The sequence below is a fragment of the Corynebacterium kroppenstedtii DSM 44385 genome (genome assembly GCF_000023145.1).
GTDB classification, from domain to species: Bacteria; Actinomycetota; Actinomycetes; order Mycobacteriales; family Mycobacteriaceae; genus Corynebacterium; species Corynebacterium kroppenstedtii.
In genome coordinates this window covers 1,707,125-1,724,228 of sequence record NC_012704.1, presented here as the reverse complement: position 1 = coordinate 1,724,228, position 17,104 = coordinate 1,707,125, and the positions used below count along the sequence as shown (strand labels likewise).

Here is a 17,104-nt window from a genome sequence, read left to right as displayed (position 1 = left end):
TTTCTTTACGCTGCTGGCGGGCAGACCGGTGGTACATCTTTCTTTCCACTTGCCCACTGCTTGAGTGCCGCGACGAAAGCATTGGTATAGCCGACGGTGGCGTTCCCGCGTGGGTGAATCTCATCGCTCGCGAGTTCACTCACGTGGTCCTCGGCATACGCACACCAGGCAGCTGCGTAGACGTTCGGGTACTTCTTGGCAGCGTCGACAACCTGTTGTTGAGCGTCTTGCATGTACCAGCGGTCGCCGTAGGGCATCGCGATAACGATGGTGTGTTTCGGGCCGATCGACTTGATAATTTCGTCCAGCTGGCCGGGGAATGCTTGCCCATTCGTACCGAACCCCAGGAAGACGAATTGACGCAGCGCGTCTTGTGCTTTGAGGTCGGCAATGATCGCGGGGGCCGCCTGGTAGTGGCGGGAAACCTCGGCGTTGATGTCGATGCCGGGGAAGCGCTTTTGCAGCTCGGCCTGGGAGGCGAGCATCACCGAATCGCCAATCGCGTTGATATTCGACCCGTCTTTAGGCATGTCATGTGTCACGACTTTGGGAGCCGGTTTGACGGCACCCCGCTCGGAGCGGTTTTCCGCTTGTAAACGCTCCAACTCGGATTCCAGCGCGGTTCCGTGGCTGGTGTTGTGAATAGCTAGGCCCGCGAAGACGCAGCACAGGATCATGGCTGCCGGCACCATCGCGCCGCCGAACCGTTGCCGACTGGTGGAACGCTCTCCGAAGATCGCGTAGCTGAGTTTGCGTGTACTTTCGATGAACCCGTATCGGCGGATCGGTGTCTCAATGAAGCGGAAGCTCAGCTCAGCCGCAACTAACGAAATGACGATCGCGATGAGCCCCGTGATCCATTTCTTCCGTCCCCACTCGTAATCCTGGAACAGCGACACGACGAACAGATTGGCCGGGACGTGCCACAAATACAGTGAGAACGAAATGAACCCGAGGTGCCGCAAAACCTTGTTCCGGAAAATGGCCGCGACCGGGCCAGTGTTCCGCACGACGGACGCAATGATGATGGCAACGATCAACGAACTGCTGATGAGGCCACCGCGATACGTGAAGGTGTCTTGGTCACCCAGCCAGAAGAAATAGAAGATCTGTACCGCGAGCGCGGGGATCGCCAAAAGACTTAAGATCCGGCCATGCTGCAGGAGTCCCTCGCGGTATCCCCAGGTGTCGCCACGTTTTTCCATTGACGACGAAATGGTGATCGACGCCAAAGCCGCGCCGATGAGCAGCCCGAATGCGTGGGTGTCGGTGCCGTAGTAGACGCGGGTTGCGTCGTGCCCGGGGTTGACAATGATGGCCATCGCTCCTGCAGAGATGACGGCGCCAGCGAGGGCTAGCTTCCCGACCAGTCGCGGTGTTTTGCGCAGGATCACAAGGAGCAGCGAAACGATAAGCGGCCAAATAATGTAGAACTGTTCCTCAACCGAGAGGGACCAGTAGTGAGCAAAAATCGGCAGCTCAGACTGAGCGAAATAGCTCTGCGAGTGGGCAATCTGAACCCAGTTGTTCACAAAGAGTGCTGACGACCAGAACTGTCTGCCCAGGTTCACATTGACGTCGCCACCGATTACTCCCGCAATAGCTGCACAAATGACGAGAGTGCTGATGGCTGCGGGGGCAATACGTCTCACACGGCGTATCCAGAAGTTCTTCAGGCTAATCGTGCGGGAATAAACGAATTCCCTAAGCAGCAGGGAAGTGATGAGGAATCCACTGAGCACGAAGAACACGTCGACGCCCAGATAACCGCCGGGCAGTACATTGCCGAAAAGGTGGTAAATCACCACTGAAATAACGGCGAGCCCACGGAGCCCATCAATCCCGGGGACATGTCTAATCCCTGTCGGACTGTCCTTCGCCGACGTCTTTTTCGCGGTGGAGGCCTTGCCTCTGGCCGGGCTGGGCTGTGGTGCGACCGCGGTTTGAGTTCTTGCCGACGGTGCTCCCGCGGAAGAACTAACGCCTTGCGATCCAGCTTTCGACGGGGATGCGGACACGCCGGCCCGCGATGACTCTGCCCGCGATGATTTCTTTCGGCGTCCCTTGCTTGATTTGCGCTTCGACCGCGGTTCGATCCGCTGTGGAAGTGCGGTGCCCTGTGTAAAGCGCGATATTCCGGTGGACCGTGGGACTTCGACGGGGACATAATCCGCTGTAGATGGTTTCGGGGGAGCAGGCGCCTTTCGGCTTACCTCGGGAGTAGTTCCCTCAAATGCTTTTTCTGATCCTGAAGCCTTCGCACTTTCTTGTGGGGCTGCAGCATTTTCTTGTGAAGCCCTCGCGTCTTCATCGGCAGGGTACGCTTGTGTTGCGTCCGCTTTGTCTTGTGTGGCGTCCGTTTTTCTCTTTACCGGCGCGCTGCCGGTTTTCTTCGCACGGTCCTTCTTGGCACGGGTCGCCTGTGCGGATTTTTTATCTGACGAACCCTTAGGCCGAGTATCACGTGGCTCAGCGGAGACTGATGCGTCTGGTCTGGACCCCGAGACCTGCGGTTTCGGACGTCGTAATGACGGCCGTAGACCACCATTAACCTCAGACGATCTGTGTGAGCGTGACAGAGATGATCCCACACCACGGCTGCGCCCAGCATTTTTCTTCCCGACGGACCCTGCACCCGTGATCCCGGATGTTCCTGAAGGAGTAGTCCGTGTGTCAGCTAAACGACGAGCACCGGCCGGAGCACGGCCGACGTGCCGAAAAGATGGTGTGCCGCTCTCACGAGTTGAGCTCTGTGACGCCGAGGTACGACGTCGCGCACTCACGGGCGTTGACGTGCAAGAAACAGAAAAATGCGTCTCTACACCGGCGTGACCGTCGTTCCGGCTCTCGTGGCGTCGAATCTCACCACGGCCTTGCCGCTCGCCGCTGTTACCTGCGCGTCCGGGTTTGTTAGCAGTTTCGTCGTCAGGCGTCGTCGATTGTTGTGATGTGGCCAATGAACCACTTTTTGCCGAACCGGATGAGCGTGTCGTCGGGGAGCTGGCAGTAGAGGAGCCGTTCGCAGACGATCCAGCCTTGGACGATTCACCCTCGGACGATCCCGTCGCAGTGGCTCCGGATGACGCGCTCGCGGAAGTCGCGGATGAAGCAGAAGAACCGGACTGACCTAGCTCAGAATCGGACTGCTGAGCCGTTGCGGACTGGCTAGGTCTCGGTGAGTTACCGATGGTGGAGGCAGACCTCAACAAGGATCCTCCCTGTTGAGCAGCGGATTGCACCGCTTGTGCCGCTCGGCGGGTAGCTTTGCCCAAACCTGCAGGTGAGAGTTTTGGAAGACGCATTCTAGGTTTCGTTTAGCTCGTGAGTGAGATGGCAGAGTGCAAAGTCTAACGCACTTTGGTCGCCGACCACATACGCGCCGATAGGACCAATGTTGCCGCATGTGACCCAGTCGGAGCGGGAGACGGATTTGATCGTAGCCCCTGTAGAAGCAGCCTCGTGCATCTTCAACGTGACGTTGCCACAATGTTATTAATTTGTTGCATAGAAGATAGGGGAATGCTGTGAATAGGGGGATATACTGAGCTTGGCACAGCATGGGGTATTACCTGTGTAGCCATGTTTTCTGGATCTATTCCAGTGGTTTTCGATCCGGTATAAACGGACATGTACAGCAAGGATGTCGTAATGTCTTTCGTTAACTCAGTAAGTCGTGCTGGATTGGCGGTACTCGCCTCGGCGGCATTGTGTGTCGGTGTTGGCGGGGTAGCGCATGCATCGGACGCGCCAGCCGATACTCTGGCAGATACTCTGGCCTCTTCCGAGTCATCAATAGCTAACGACGGTGACTCCGACGTTGCAGCTACAACATCCGACGTTGTGCCCGCGACGGAGTATGGCCTTTTCGACGACATCCTCGCGCAGACCGGAATGGCTGGCGAGCACCGAATTCAAGGCGTTTATTTCCCCTCTCCACCGGCACCCACTGAGGCAGTAGAGCTCGCGAAACAGGGAATTTCCCTCTACGGCCCGGGAACCCCGGTATTTGTGGGTAACGCGATTTGTACGGTCACTGCAGCTGGCCACGACTCTAATGGGCGGGCTATGGCTATTACCGCTGGGCACTGCGGACCGGTCGGAAGCCCGGTGACCTCGATGGACTCGCAGGATGTTGGAGTATCAGGTACCGTCGTCCGCACTAGTGAGAACCCCAAGTATTCCGTCATCGAGCTCAAAGACAATGCTCGAGTGTCGTCATCATATGGACAAGTCACAGCCGACGGCATCGGTGGTAGCGGTGTTGCGCCGGGCGTTCAATTGTGCAAGAACGGTATCTCTACCGGCTGGACATGCGGGCAATCGTGGGAGGCGCCCGCAGATTCGCACTATCTCACGCAAGTGTGTGCAACACACGGTGACTCTGGAGCGCCCGTTCTACTGGGTAACAGAATTGTTGGACTTGTTGAAGGAAGCCCGGGGCCTATTTCCTGCCGCTTCCCCGCGCAGGGTCCGTTCTTCACTCCGACCGATGTTATCGACATGCAGGCCATATTGAATTCGCTCAACGCAACGGCCGGCCCTGGAAACGGATTCCGGCTGGGGTAGCATCGTCCGCTTGACGCCTCGTGGTATGTCGCGCGTGGCCTGGCGCGCCGGGGCACATTGCGTCGCGATCGGTAGCGACGGGTTAACGCTGATCAGTTAACCGACGCCGGGCGGCCTCATGGAGAAGACCGTTCGTGGCCAGAGCATCGCCGCCTTGCGGGCCGGACTCACCAGCAAGGGATGTAAATGTTCCACCAGCCCCTTCAACGACGGGCACCAGCGCCGCTAAATCCCACAGCGATACTTCCGGTTCAGCGGCGATGTCGACGGCACCTTCGGCCACCAGGCAGTAGGAGTAAAAATCGCCGAACCCACGCAAGCGCCAGGCGTCGTCGGTAAGTGATACGAACGCTTCGCGCAAACCCCGATCTTTCCACCCTTCAAGCGATGACATGGAGATCGAGCTATCGCCCACATTGCTCACCGTGGACACCGATAGTTTCCGCAGTGCGCTACTCGACGCGGTGCCGTTACCAAGAGCCCAGGCAGCTTCACCTGTGATCCCAATCCATCTGCGGCCGAGAGCAGGGGCGGACACAACGCCAACCTTCGGGTAGCCGTCCACCATCAACGAAATGAGCGTTGCCCACACGGGAACCCCGCGAACATAGTTCTTCGTCCCATCGATGGGGTCAATCACCCATTGGCGGCCCGGCAATACCGGCTCGCCACCGAACTCCTCCCCAAGAACCTCGTCATCAGGACACTCCGTACTCAATAGCCCACGGAGGGCGCGCTCAGTGTCCAAGTCCGCGTCGGACACAGGGGTCATATCGGGTTTTGCGCTGACTTGCAACTCGGAGGAGAGGAATCGCTTCATCGTGATCGCGTCGGCCGCATCTGCCAGCCGAAGAGCGCGATCAACGTCCTCGCCATATGCACTGCTCGCCCACGGCAAAGGGTCCTCACGAGCAGAATCCGCACTCTCGCCCTCGTCGGCAATAAATGAACTGGCGGGGGCAGCGGTAGACGAAGCAGGTGAACTAGTCCCACCGGTACGAAGCGCCTGGTCAATCGTGTCAACGACAGCCGTGGGCCCAGCGATAGACCAGGTCACTCCCTGGGCATCAACACGGTGGGCCGTTCCCCCGACACCTTCGACTAGTGCTTTACCCGGAAGCCAATCCCACGATTTCACCGAGTGCTGAACCCATGCGCCCAGTTCACCATGTGCCACCGACGCTAGATCGACCGATCCAGACCCCAGCATCCGCACACTAGCGAACTCTTCGACGACGGCCATCCACGCCGATCTGATTCCTGGCTGCTTCATAAAAGTGGGGTGCAAATACGTGCCCAAACACTCGTGATCTGCCGAGTGATTCGTGGCATCAAGCCGTGGCAGCGGTTTGTCGTCCAGAGTGGTGGGGATCGAGGGCCCGCCTATCCACGTATATCCCATCGCCGGGCGGTGGACGGCCCCCAAAATCAGCCGGTCGGGATTCTCCGCAACGGCCTCCGGGCTACCGTCGCTGCCTTCTACCAGCGCAATCGCCGAACACCAGTAATCAGATCCGCGAGTGAAGTTGTAGGTCCCATCGACCGGATCGATCACCCACACGCGTCCAGACTTCGAGGGCCGTGACGCTCCTTCTTCACCGACGACGCCATCGTCGGGACGCAATAGTTCCAGCGCCTCAGCAACAAATTGCTCCGCCGCCCGATCAGCCTCGGTCACAACGTCAGACACCGACGTTTTGTACTCCGTGGCCAACCCGCCGCGAGCCTGCTTTCCCTCACGCAAACGCCACGCTAAGCGCCCAGCGTTGTACACAATGTCGCGTGCCAGCCGTTGGTCATCCACCCCCTCGCGGGCAATGGCGAAGGTTTTAGCCAGCGCGCTGACCATCTCCGTCATGGTGTGCGGTACCTGCTCCTCCGAAGATTCCATACTCTTATTGTGCACTACCCTTGCGACACACTGTTAGGATTACCCACGTGAATCCGGACGTTTCTCAAGATCTCGAAGACCTCAACTCCACCCTGACGACCATCGAAAAAGTGGTGGACGTCGATGACCTCAAGGATCAGGTGCGCGAACTTGAAGCACAGGCGTCCGATCCCTCCTTATGGGATGACCCCGATCACGCCCAACAGGTGACGTCGAAACTGAGCCATGTGCAAGCGCAGATCAAGAAAGTTACGACGTTGCGCCAGCGTGTCGACGATATGCCCGTGATGTATGAGCTTGCCGACGATGCCACCGAGGCAGGCGATACCGACGCTGCCGACGAAGCGCGAGAGATGGCTGATAGCGAGCGTGAAACCTTGCGCCACGAGATCGAATCTCTTGAGGTTCAGACGATGCTGTCGGGGGAGTACGACGAGCGTGAGGCCGTCGTTAATATTCGGTCAGCTGCAGGTGGTGTGGATGCTGCGGACTGGGCGGAGATGTTGATGCGCATGTACACGCGGTGGACGGAACAGCATGGGCACAAGATTGACGTGTTTGACATTTCGTACGCCGAAGAGGCTGGTATCAAGTCCGCTACGTTCATTGTGCATGGCGATTACATGTATGGTCAGCTGTCTGTTGAGCAGGGGACTCACCGTCTCGTTCGGATCAGTCCTTTTGATAACCAGGGGCGTCGGCAAACATCGTTCGCTGAGGTCGAGGTGTTGCCCGTCGTGGAGAAAACTGACCATATTGATATTGATGAGAATGACGTACGGGTTGATGTGTACCGGTCTTCGGGTCCGGGTGGGCAGTCGGTGAATACGACGGATTCGGCCGTGCGGTTGACACATATTCCAACCGGGATTGTTGTGACGTGCCAGAACGAAAAATCTCAGATCCAGAACAAGGCGTCGGCGATGCGGGTGTTAGCCGCGAAGCTCTTGGATCGGAAACGTGAAGAAGAGCAGGCGGAGATGAACGCGCTGAAGGGGGATGGGTCTAATTCTTGGGGGAACCAGATGCGTTCTTATGTGCTGCATCCGTACCAGATGGTGAAGGATTTGCGCACGAATTATGAGGTCAATGATCCGTCGAAGGTGCTGGATGGGGACCTTGATGGCTTTCTGGAGGCCGGGATCCGGTGGCGGATGGCTCAGCAGCGCGGCGACGACGATAACTAGCTTTCTCACATGATTCACATTCACAACAGGGGTTACCAATTGTCCCAGTAGTGCGTTAGTCTGGCTGCGTGATTAAGTATGACGCGGTTACCAAGATGTACCGGACGTCCACCCGCCCGGCCCTGGATGCCGTCTCTGTGACCATTGACAAAGGCGAATTTGTCTTCCTGATTGGACCGTCGGGATCCGGCAAATCCACCTTCCTTCAGCTGATGTTGAAGGAACAGAATGTCAGTAGCGGGGAGTTGTGGGTTGAGGATTTCCACGTCAATAAATTGCCTAGGAAAAAGGTGCCCCAGCTACGCCAAAAGGTGGGCTACGTGTTCCAGGACTTTCGGCTGCTGCCGAAGAAGAATGTCTACGACAATGTCGCGTTCGCCCTGGAAGTGATTGGGACACGACGCTCGGCAATTGATAAGCGAGTGAAGGAAGTGCTTGACCTTGTGGGGTTGGGGAGCAAGCGCAATCGTATGCCCAATGAGCTCTCCGGTGGTGAGCAACAGCGCGTCGCTATCGCTCGAGCCTCAGTCAACCGTCCTTTAGTTCTTCTTGCCGACGAGCCCACCGGCAACCTTGACCCGGACACCAGTGCCGACATCTTGACGCTGCTCAACCGCATCAACCAGATGGGGACGACGGTGATTATGTCGACACATGATGCCGGCGCTGTGAATGCCATGCGGCAGCGTGTGCTGGAGCTCCATTCTGGAAAGCTCGTTCGTGACGATGCCCGTGGTCTGTATGGCGTCGGAAAGTAGGGGAGGGCTCAATGAAGACTAGATTCGTTTTTCGCGAGGCATTTTCGGGCCTGACCCGTAACATGACGATGACTATCGCTATGATTATTACGACGGCGATCTCGTTGGCTTTGCTGGCCACTGGGTTCTTGGTGACTTCTGTGACGGCAAAAACCAAGGACATTTACCTGGATCGCGTTGAGGTCATGGTCCAGCTTGATGACAACATTTCGGCCAATGACAAGAACTGTTCCAGCACGGAATGTAAGGAAGTTCAGGACAAGCTGAAGTCCGACGACGGTGTGGAATCGGTGACATTCCGTAGCCGCGAGCAGTCTTATGAGCATTTCAAGGAGCTGTTCCAGGACTCCGACCCCCGTCTCGTAGCAGATACGAGCCCCGATGCTTTGCCCGCTGCCTTGCACGTGCGGCTGAAAGACCCGCTGAATACGAAGCCTCTTGATGGCGTGAAGGATATGCCGCAGGTCTCTGAAGTCGTTGATCAGGTCGATGACCTCCGTGGTGCCACGAATAATCTCAATGCCATTAGAACTGCGACCTTCGTGGTGGCATTTGTGCAGGCCATTGCTGCGGTCTTCTTGATCGTGAACATGGTGCAAATTGCGGCTTATTCCCGACGACAAGAAACAACGATCATGCGGATGGTAGGTGCCACTCGCTGGTTTACCCAAGTCCCGTTTGTCCTGGAAGCGGTGTTGGCATCGTTCATGGGATCGCTGGTGGCAATCGGTGGGCTTATCTTGGGCAAGGAATTTGTTCTCGATAAGACGCTGAAGAGCTTGTATGATTCTCGTTTGATTGCGCGGCTGACTTTAGCCGATATTGGAATGGTGTCGCCGATCATCATTATTGTGGGCGTGGTGTTTGCGGCCATTACCGCGCAAGCAACGTTGCGCTGGTATGTGAGAGATTAGCGCACTGTGTCGATAATGGGAACGTAGTTGTGAGGAGTTCGACGTGGCGAAAAAAGCGACTTTAGTTGACCACGGGGCCGCTAAGGGTAAGAAGAAAGCCCAGTCGAAGGTGTCGAAAAAGAACGCGAATAAGCGGTTGGTTGTTGCTACTAACCGACGGGCGCGTCACGATTACACCATCCTCGATACGTGGGAAGCCGGGATTCAGCTCGTCGGGACCGAGGTGAAGTCGTTGCGCGAGGGGAAAGCGTCGTTAATTGATTCATTCGCGACGATTGACGATGGCGAAGTGTGGTTGCGGCACCTCCACATTCCGGAGTACTCGAAGGGGCACTGGACAAACCACTCGCCCCGGCGAACGCGAAAGTTGCTGCTCCACCGCAATGAGATTGATTCCATCATGGGCAAGGTGCGCGACGGCAATAACACGCTGATTCCGTTGAGCCTTTATTTTTCCGATGGGAAGTTGAAAGTGGAATTAGCTCTGGGCCGCGGTAAGCAGGATTATGACCGTCGCCAAGATATCAAGCGCCGGACCGAAGAGCGGGAAGCAACTCGTGCGCTTGGTAGGCGCGTGAAGGGCCTTACAGGCTAGGGGCCGGTTTTGGGGTAATTGCTGGCCAGATGTGATTGAGTATGAAAAAACTTAGCTGTGCTGGCCCACTCGAGGGAGGAGTACTGATGGGGGACTCAGATCTGTTCGCTCCCGAAGTCTGGACTGCCCAGCATCCGACCCGTGGTGCTATCAAGTTAACCATCGCTACTCCCGAACATTTGCGCACTATCGACGCAGGTTGGCCGGAGATCATCACCGACGACAAAGACGAGGACGGGAAAGAGAAGGACACAAAGGGTAAAGGGGACTCGAAGGGTGCCGAAAAAGAGAAGGACGCCCCTAAGGATAAGGAAGAAAACAAGCGGCGGGATCAAGTACAAGTTGTCCAATCATCCGCGGAATCTTCGCGCAACATGAGGACTTCGGTGATTCGGCGAGTCGAGTGGATCACGAAGTGGGGGAGAGTCGGCGGTAGAGCAAAAAGCATTCTTGAACGATGGGAAGCGGCGGGATCTAAGGGATTACTCCTCGAGATTGAAGATAAGCCGTATGACCGTTTAGAGAAAGTTTCGAAATATGTGTTGCCCGCTGAGAAACCCCTCAAGCCCGGTGAATACACCCAACGTTATTCGTCCAGAGAGAAACCACGTGTTCAGGTTGACGTGACCCCTTTGGGGGAGCTCATGTCGGCTTTCTACAAGGAAGACAAGGACACTGTTTTAGCCCTTGAACCGCCTGCAGACTCCCGGTCGGCACGTCGATTTGCGGCGATGCAAGAATCGCCCTGGAAGGGATTTCTCTATCCCATGATCGCGGGCACATCGAAGGCTGGATGGGCGATCTTTGTCTTCATTGTTCTTCCGCTCCTCGGCCGAATAATGGATTGGCTTCTCGGTTTATTGCCTGACTTCAATATTCCGTGGCCGTCGATATCATTGCCACGTATCCCGTGGCCGCATATTTCATGGCCTCGCATTCCGTGGCCAGATTGGAATCTACCGTCAATCCCGCTTCCGCACATCACACTGCCGGACTGGGTTGTTTTCCTTATTGACCATCCGAGGATGTGGGTTCCCATCGTCATCGGGCTCGTCGTGGGTGTGACCGCATGGCGGAATCATAGGAAATCAGAGCGCGCGAAGAACACGAAACACAACTTCGCAGCGGCTCAGCCTGACAACACGTCTTCTGACAACACGACCCCAGTCAAGAAGCCCAAGGGGAGTGACGTCGCCGTCGAAAATGATGAGCCGAGTTCCCAGCCCCTTGACTCATTTGAGAACCCGGAGTAACTTCGAGTCTCCACGTTTGTTTCGCATGCGTACCCGCAAACGTGTGATGAGGGGCCGATTTTGGTTTCGACTCCGTTCTTCAAGCCAGGGGAAGCGTGCCGGTGCAGGCTAGAGACCACCGTTAAGCGTCGTAGTACATTGATAAGCGCCGAGAATACTCAGCGCGACTACGCTCTCGCTGCCTAATCTAGCGAAGCGTGTCTGTCAGCCCAGGTTCGTTCCCGGCCTGGATCCTGGCATCGTTGAGGGAACTTGCCACACCGTTGTGTTGTCGGGGCGTTGTGGGACTTCTTACTGACAACTGGGCCTGTCATCCAGACAAGTTCGCCTGATCTGGAAGGTCGAGCAGAGACTCCGCGCGAACTGCGCACGGAGAAGCCCTGGCGCGATGACGGAGGACCCGAGTTCGATTCTCGGCGGCTCCACCAATACTGTTTCCCCTGGTCACTATTGGCCAGGGGTTTTTTGGTATTTGCACAGTTCATGTGGGTTGTTGTTCACTACACCTATGTGGACTCAAGACCCCGCTAGACCCCTTCCATTGGCAACAGTATGGCAACAAAGGTAACTAGCCATGCCACGGAAGAGACAACCCCGGCGCGAAAGACGCAGTTTCGGCTCAGTCCGCCGATTAAAAAACGGACGTTTCTCAGCCCGCTACGTTGGTCCCAACAGTGTGCGCTACAGCGCGGGCAGAACATTCAACACCAAGCTTGACGCTGAGGGCTGGCTATTCCATGAGCGACAACTCATTGACAATGGCACCTGGATGCCGCCGAAACTACGCCGGGAACAGGCAGCCCTAGAGCGGGAACGCTCCAGCACCACTGTGGGGCAATGGTGCGAAAAGTGGCTCACGACACGCTTGCATGCCGGTGATATTCGTGAATCCACCTACAGGGCAGAGTGCACACGGATAGCCAGGATTACTGAGGTAACAGGTGAGGCCGGCCGGCTTAAAGATAGGCCTCTTTCAAAGCTGACCAAGGCCGATATTTACGAATGGGCAGACGCTGTTTCCTCCCAATATGACACCAATAAGACGAATGTGGCGGCCGCGAAACTGTTGCGTCGCGCGCTGGATAACGCTGTAGAGCGTGGTCTTATTGAGGACAACCCGGCCCCTAAGAATTTGATTAAAAGGCGGCCAGCGAGAAAGCGGGAGAATATTCCTGATTCTGAGATGGCGGCTGTGCTCTATGCGTTGCCGGAACGCTACAGGTTTCTTGGTGTGCTCACGCTGTTCATGGGGTTGCGGATTAGTGAAGCTCTTGGTGTGCGTCGTCGTGATGTGGTGGGGGATGAGTCATCGGGGTATGTGGTGCAGGTGCGGGGCCAGTGCAGGTTGTTTGAGATGGAGAATAAGACGTATTGGACCAGTGAGTTAAAGACGGAGAGTGCGCGCCGGGATGTTCCTGTGTGGCCTGAGTTTTCTTCGTTGGTGGCTGAGCATATGCGGGTGTTCGCTCCCCGTGGCGGGGATAGGAATGTGAATGCGACTCCTAAGGGCACGCCGATTAGTGATCGTCGCTTCCGTGATGTGCTGCGTAGGGCTAGTGAGGTAGTCGGTGTGAAAACGAATGATGGTTATGTGTCGCCGCATGATGGTCGCCGGTGGGCGGTGACGGCGTTAGCTGAGGCGGGGTTGTTGCCGCCTGAGATTGGTCGGTTTATGGGAGATAAGGATTTGACGACGATTATGGAGATTTATATGCAGGTGCGGCCGGATCATATGGAAGAGGGGTTGGGGTTGGTTAATGGTCGGATTGGAGTGTCTTTGAGAGGTGAGGGAAAGTGATATATCTCACACGTAACTAGCGGTTAAAAATAAGTGTTTACCACTAGATATTGGGGTGCCGCTGTGTATTGATTCTGTCCGATGAGACTCTGAGTCGTCACTGTTTATTACGGCGGCTGAGGTTCCCCGTCCCCGCAGTCTTTTATAACCGTTTATATTTCTGCAGGTTTTGGGGGTAACTGTGGGGGGGGGTAGCGTAAAGGTGTAATGGTGATTTTCGAAAACGTGTTCAACGGAGACAAGGAAAGTGGATAACCATATATAGTGGCCGGAAAATCTCTTGAACTCGAGATTGTGGACAAAATGTGGCCCATATATAGACAGGTGCGGTCCCGCTAATTTTCGAATGTGCTATACATTTACATAGGTTCAACCGGTAAGGCACAAAAGGTGCCTGAATGCCAAACCGGGGGTACTAGAGATAGAAAAAGCCCCCCACTGTTGTCAGTCGGCAAACTCATCAACAGTGGGAGGTCCACACACAAAACCCCATTAGGAGGTCTTGATATGCACGACAATAACACGACTACCGTGACAGCAGAGTTTGAATCACTCAAAGACGCGTCACAACGCGTAGCGCTCAGTGTCAAAACGCTACGCCGCGCAATCGCACGAGGTGACCTCACCCCCTACCACTACGGCCGCCGGACAATCCGCGTCCGTCCCGATGAGGTAAATAACCTGCTCAAGAAACAGCCCAACATCACACAGTACGGCGTCTAGGGCAGGTGGGACACAATGAACTACCCCACCGACTCCGAAATGTTCACCGTCGCGTGCCTAGTCAACACGCCGGCATGGTTGATCCCGGAACAGGCTAAGAAAGCCACACAGGACCTCTTCACCGACGACCGCGCGGCGATTGTTATCGGCGCACTCATTCACCTATCCCATGAGGAAAACCAGCCCGATGATGAACCAATCCGGTTCCAGGTGCTGGATAGGTATCTCAAAGAATCCGGCCTCTACAGCAAGATGGGAACCCCACTGGCTGAGTGGGTACGGGAACTAGTCACCGTCCGCTACGCACACAGTTGCCAGTTCGATTCGGCGGTCTACGACCTGATTAGTGACGCACTACACCGGGAAATAAACAACGCTATTGGTGAACTGCGTGAGGCTGACCTACTCAAGCCCGATGGGGAATACGTCCAGTGGTATGACGCACACGGACAGAGGATCAAGGAACTAGACCGACGGCGTAACAGCATGTTTACCCGACCCACGCTGCACGCCGCCTAATGCAAAGAAAATGAGGGGCTAGCTGACTTGACCCCGGCTAGGCCCCTCAATGAACAGAAAGGGGGAAACACCCTCTATGTCTCAAGAAAAGAATAACACGCCCCACCTGGTGCGCAATGAAAGCGTAGCAGATGGTGCGACACCGACCGGCAAGCCCGGCGCGGGGTTCCCCGATTTCTATGCCCTCCGTGAACAGCCAGACGGAACACCTGATATGACGCTGACGGTAGACGAATACGACCGTCTCGAACGTGACCTCTTCGACGTGAACAATGCCACCCTGCAGATGGTTTACCGTTTTGCCCGCTTCCACCAAGTTGCCCCGCTGACGGCCCTTGTGCTGTTGATCCAGAACGTGTGTACGGCCCTACCAGCGGGTACGACTTTCGACATTGGGTTAGGCCGGTCACCGTTGAACTTGTATGTCGCTGTTCTAGGGCGGCCGGGGACAGGGAAAGGGCGGGCCTCAAAGGTGACGACCGACCAGCCACCTATCCAGGTTGCCGGCAGAGCAACCTATGTGGAAACGGCGTCGTGCGGTTCTGGTGAGGGCCTGTTGACGCAGCTGAACGCTAATAAGGATGAACCACCAGCACCCACACTGTTTGTGGAAAATGAGGTCACTAAGCTCACGAAAGTTATGAACAGGGATGGTTCCACGTTGAGGCCGTGTGTGCTGTCTATGTTCAGTGGTGAGGATATGGGGGTGACGAATAAGTCTGAGCGTCTGCGTGTGCAAGGGGGCAGCTATTCGGCCTCTTTGCGTATCTCGTGCCAGTACGACACTGCAGGGCCGTTGGTCAGTGGTGTGGATGATGGATTGTCGGAGCGTTTCTTGTGGGTGGAAACGATTGACCCGTTCTCACCTGTGGGGAGTAGGCGTGGTGATGGACCCCACCTGTTAAAGACTGTTACGTTCACGCACTCGGATTGTCCGCTTCATTTCACGTTCCCTGATGGTATCCGGGAGTCGGTGCGTCGTGCGCATGACATGTCAAGGAAAATGGGGCGTTTCACTGGCACCGGTGGTGCGCATGATACGGAGATTCAGGCCCGTGTTGCCTCTGGTTTCGCTGCTCTGCGTTCCACGACCTGTGTTGACCATGATGATTGGGAGCGGGCGGGGGTGATTCTGGCTTATTCGAATCGGGTGAAGCGGTTTATTCGTGCTCATGTTGAGGCTATGTCTGATGAGGCTGAGCAGGACAGGTTTACGAAACAGGTGGAGCGTCGGAAGAAAGCTATTATCACTGCTCTGGAAAAGAGTAATGGGCAGCGGTGGACGACTATGCGCAATGGGGTGAATATTAGGTGCCGGGATGCGTTCGATTCCGCTGTAGAAGCATTGAGGGATGAGGGGCGTATCAGAATAGGTAGCGATGGTTCAGGGCGGCGGGGTTCCCTGTGGCTTTTGAGCGGGAATTCCCTTTATGCTGTGTAGTACTTTCTATCCGACTGGGTACTATCGTACTATCGTACTAAACAGCAGGTCAGGGCATGTTTTGGTGGGTACTAAGAGGGTACTATTAGTACTTTTTGGTTTCGTACTATCCAGTGAAATAGTACTTTTAGTACCCTGATAGTACCCCGATAGTACGGCCAAAAACCAACTCTGAGCAGGCATTTAGTACGATAGTACCGTTAGTACGCCCCCTGAGAGAAAGTACCTAGAGAATAAACGCCTATTTGCCCCGCCTTTGCCCTATGTCTCACAGCCTGTGAAGTAGGGACGTTGGACGGGCCTTTTCCGTCCTATCGTCCCACAGGAACACTCATGGTAGGGATCTACTATTCGACGGGGTAGCTACTATCGCTACTATCCGACTAAGCCCCTGGTCAGACGGTGTTTTTACCACTTCACCGGCCCTACTATCGCATACTATTACCTACTATTTCTCGATGTGGGACAGGACAAAACCGTCCTATTAGGACGGTCATAGGACACCCCTAAAACGTGCTCTGACCTGCAGGTTAGGACGGTTAGGACGGTTAGGTACGCCCCCTGAGAGAAAGTACCTAGAGAATAAACGCCTATTTGCCCCGCCTTTGCCCTATGTCTCACAGCCTGTGAAGTAGGGACGTTGGACGGGCCTTTTCCGTCCTATCGTCCCACAGGAACACTCATGGTAGGGATCTACTATTCGACGGGGTAGCTACTATCGCTACTATCCGACTAAGCCCCTGGTCAGACGGTGTTTTTACCACTTCACCGGCCCTACTATCGCATACTATTACCTACTATTTCTCGATGTGGGACAGGACAAAACCGTCCTATTAGGACGGTCATAGGACACCCCTAAAACGTGCTCTGACCTGCAGGTTAGGACGGTTAGGACGGTTAGGACGGGGGTAGAGAGAAAGACCCACCAAGGGGATCACGGAACCACAACCCCACCTACCGTGGGCACCATGACCACGGTTGCCCCGGCCCACACACAGGCCCCACCTACTGAGGTCATAATGACCCCAACTCCAACTGCAAAGGGGCGAATCCAAAAGGCAACCCCCTACACACCACCCCACGGGGGCCACCCCCTACCCCAACCACCACACACCCCGGGCGACACAGGCGCTAGAGGTGTGTACAGGTCTGCAGACTCACGAAAGCAAAGCCATGACGACCAGTGCTCACTAGTCTCACAGCCGCCACCGAGCTAGACACACAGCAACGCTCAACCGCCTATCAGACACGACTAGTGGACACACGCTCACGCCCTTTCATTGACAGATGCTCTGCTGTTTCCCTGCCCCTGAATGCTTTAACTCAATCTGCTCAACGCGGACAATGGTCATAACTCACTGAGTTGTCTTTTCAGTGACGCGCACAGATTGAGCGCTCACGTCACACACAACCGTGGAACACACCAGCAGCAAGACCGTTCACCGACTCGAATGTTGAA

13 protein-coding genes, 1 other RNA gene and 1 pseudogene are annotated in these 17,104 nt (G+C 55.8%); 12 read left to right on the top strand and 3 right to left on the bottom strand.

The features are described 5' to 3' along the window. Window positions 1–5: 5 nt before the first annotated feature. Entirely contained in the window at window positions 6–2,957 is a 2,952-nt protein-coding gene (locus CKROP_RS07195; RefSeq protein ID WP_169302959.1) for an acyltransferase family protein, read from the bottom strand. Here CKROP_RS07195 and CKROP_RS11470 point away from each other — a divergent pair. Together CKROP_RS11470 and CKROP_RS07185 are read left to right on the top strand one after the other, a co-directional pair. Further along, window positions 2,950–3,126: a hypothetical protein gene (locus CKROP_RS11470; RefSeq protein WP_169302958.1), complete on the top strand. Its 177-nt coding sequence runs from the start codon at window positions 2,950–2,952 to the stop codon at window positions 3,124–3,126. The two genes, CKROP_RS07195 and CKROP_RS11470, sit on opposite strands and share 8 nt — an antisense overlap. A 522-nt stretch (window positions 3,127–3,648) precedes the next feature. Continuing rightward, a complete protein-coding gene (locus CKROP_RS07185) occupies window positions 3,649–4,566 on the top strand; it encodes a chymotrypsin family serine protease (protein WP_012732069.1) in 918 nt (305 codons plus the stop codon). Window positions 4,567–4,648: 82 nt separating this feature from the next. On the opposite strand, the gene hisN is transcribed toward CKROP_RS07185, so the two are convergent. Continuing rightward, complete coding sequence (gene hisN / locus CKROP_RS07180) at window positions 4,649–5,464, bottom strand: histidinol-phosphatase (RefSeq protein WP_041629472.1); 816 nt, start codon at window positions 5,462–5,464, stop codon at window positions 4,649–4,651. A 159-nt stretch (window positions 5,465–5,623) separates the two neighbouring features. Next, window positions 5,624–6,415: pseudogene (locus CKROP_RS07175) on the bottom strand (inositol monophosphatase family protein); the annotation flags it as partial. An 89-nt stretch (window positions 6,416–6,504) separates the two neighbouring features. Here CKROP_RS07175 and prfB point away from each other — a divergent pair. The 10 genes from prfB to CKROP_RS07130 all read left to right on the top strand — a co-directional run bounded on the left by prfB (window position 6,505) and on the right by CKROP_RS07130 (window position 15,645). Next, window positions 6,505–7,644, top strand: coding sequence for a peptide chain release factor 2 (gene prfB / locus CKROP_RS07170; protein ID WP_012732067.1), 1,140 nt, complete (start codon window positions 6,505–6,507; stop codon window positions 7,642–7,644). Window positions 7,645–7,712: 68 nt separating this feature from the next. Next, on the top strand, window positions 7,713–8,402 hold the full coding sequence (gene ftsE / locus CKROP_RS07165) for a cell division ATP-binding protein FtsE (RefSeq protein ID WP_012732066.1): 690 nt from the start codon (window positions 7,713–7,715) through the stop codon (window positions 8,400–8,402). Window positions 8,403–8,413: 11 nt separating this feature from the next. After that, window positions 8,414–9,316, top strand: coding sequence for a permease-like cell division protein FtsX (gene ftsX, locus CKROP_RS07160; protein ID WP_012732065.1), 903 nt, complete (start codon window positions 8,414–8,416; stop codon window positions 9,314–9,316). 43 nt (window positions 9,317–9,359) lie between these two features. After that, a complete protein-coding gene (gene smpB / locus CKROP_RS07155) occupies window positions 9,360–9,911 on the top strand; it encodes an SsrA-binding protein SmpB (RefSeq protein WP_012732064.1) in 552 nt (183 codons plus the stop codon). 86 nt (window positions 9,912–9,997) lie between these two features. Then, a complete protein-coding gene (locus CKROP_RS10740; protein WP_012732063.1) occupies window positions 9,998–11,164 on the top strand; it encodes a hypothetical protein in 1,167 nt (388 codons plus the stop codon). Between the two features lie 50 nt (window positions 11,165–11,214). Beyond that, window positions 11,215–11,592, top strand: a transfer-messenger RNA (tmRNA) gene (gene ssrA / locus CKROP_RS11135). A 146-nt stretch (window positions 11,593–11,738) separates the two neighbouring features. Then, window positions 11,739–12,962, top strand: coding sequence for a tyrosine-type recombinase/integrase (locus tag CKROP_RS07145; RefSeq protein ID WP_012732062.1), 1,224 nt, complete (start codon window positions 11,739–11,741; stop codon window positions 12,960–12,962). A gap of 507 nt (window positions 12,963–13,469) precedes the next feature. Beyond that, window positions 13,470–13,685 (top strand): helix-turn-helix transcriptional regulator, encoded by a 216-nt coding sequence (locus CKROP_RS07140; RefSeq protein ID WP_041628870.1) that lies wholly within the window; start codon window positions 13,470–13,472, stop codon window positions 13,683–13,685. 15 nt (window positions 13,686–13,700) lie between these two features. Then, entirely contained in the window at window positions 13,701–14,204 is a 504-nt protein-coding gene (locus CKROP_RS07135) for a hypothetical protein (protein ID WP_012732061.1), read from the top strand. 76 nt (window positions 14,205–14,280) lie between these two features. Beyond that, window positions 14,281–15,645 carry a hypothetical protein gene (locus tag CKROP_RS07130; RefSeq protein ID WP_012732060.1) on the top strand — a complete coding sequence of 455 codons (1,365 nt, stop codon included), beginning with the start codon at window positions 14,281–14,283 and terminating at the stop codon, window positions 15,643–15,645. Window positions 15,646–17,104: the final 1,459 nt, after the last annotated feature.

Coding starts and splice junctions, on each gene's coding strand:
- ftsX (WP_012732065.1), top strand. CDS start 8,414: ATGAAGACTAGATTCGTTTTTCGCGAGGCATTTTCGGGCCTGACCCGT.
- CKROP_RS07185 (WP_012732069.1), top strand. CDS start 3,649: ATGTCTTTCGTTAACTCAGTAAGTCGTGCTGGATTGGCGGTACTCGCC.
- CKROP_RS10740 (WP_012732063.1), top strand. CDS start 9,998: ATGGGGGACTCAGATCTGTTCGCTCCCGAAGTCTGGACTGCCCAGCAT.
- CKROP_RS07145 (WP_012732062.1), top strand. CDS start 11,739: ATGCCACGGAAGAGACAACCCCGGCGCGAAAGACGCAGTTTCGGCTCA.
- CKROP_RS07140 (WP_041628870.1), top strand. CDS start 13,470: ATGCACGACAATAACACGACTACCGTGACAGCAGAGTTTGAATCACTC.
- CKROP_RS07135 (WP_012732061.1), top strand. CDS start 13,701: ATGAACTACCCCACCGACTCCGAAATGTTCACCGTCGCGTGCCTAGTC.
- CKROP_RS07130 (WP_012732060.1), top strand. CDS start 14,281: ATGTCTCAAGAAAAGAATAACACGCCCCACCTGGTGCGCAATGAAAGC.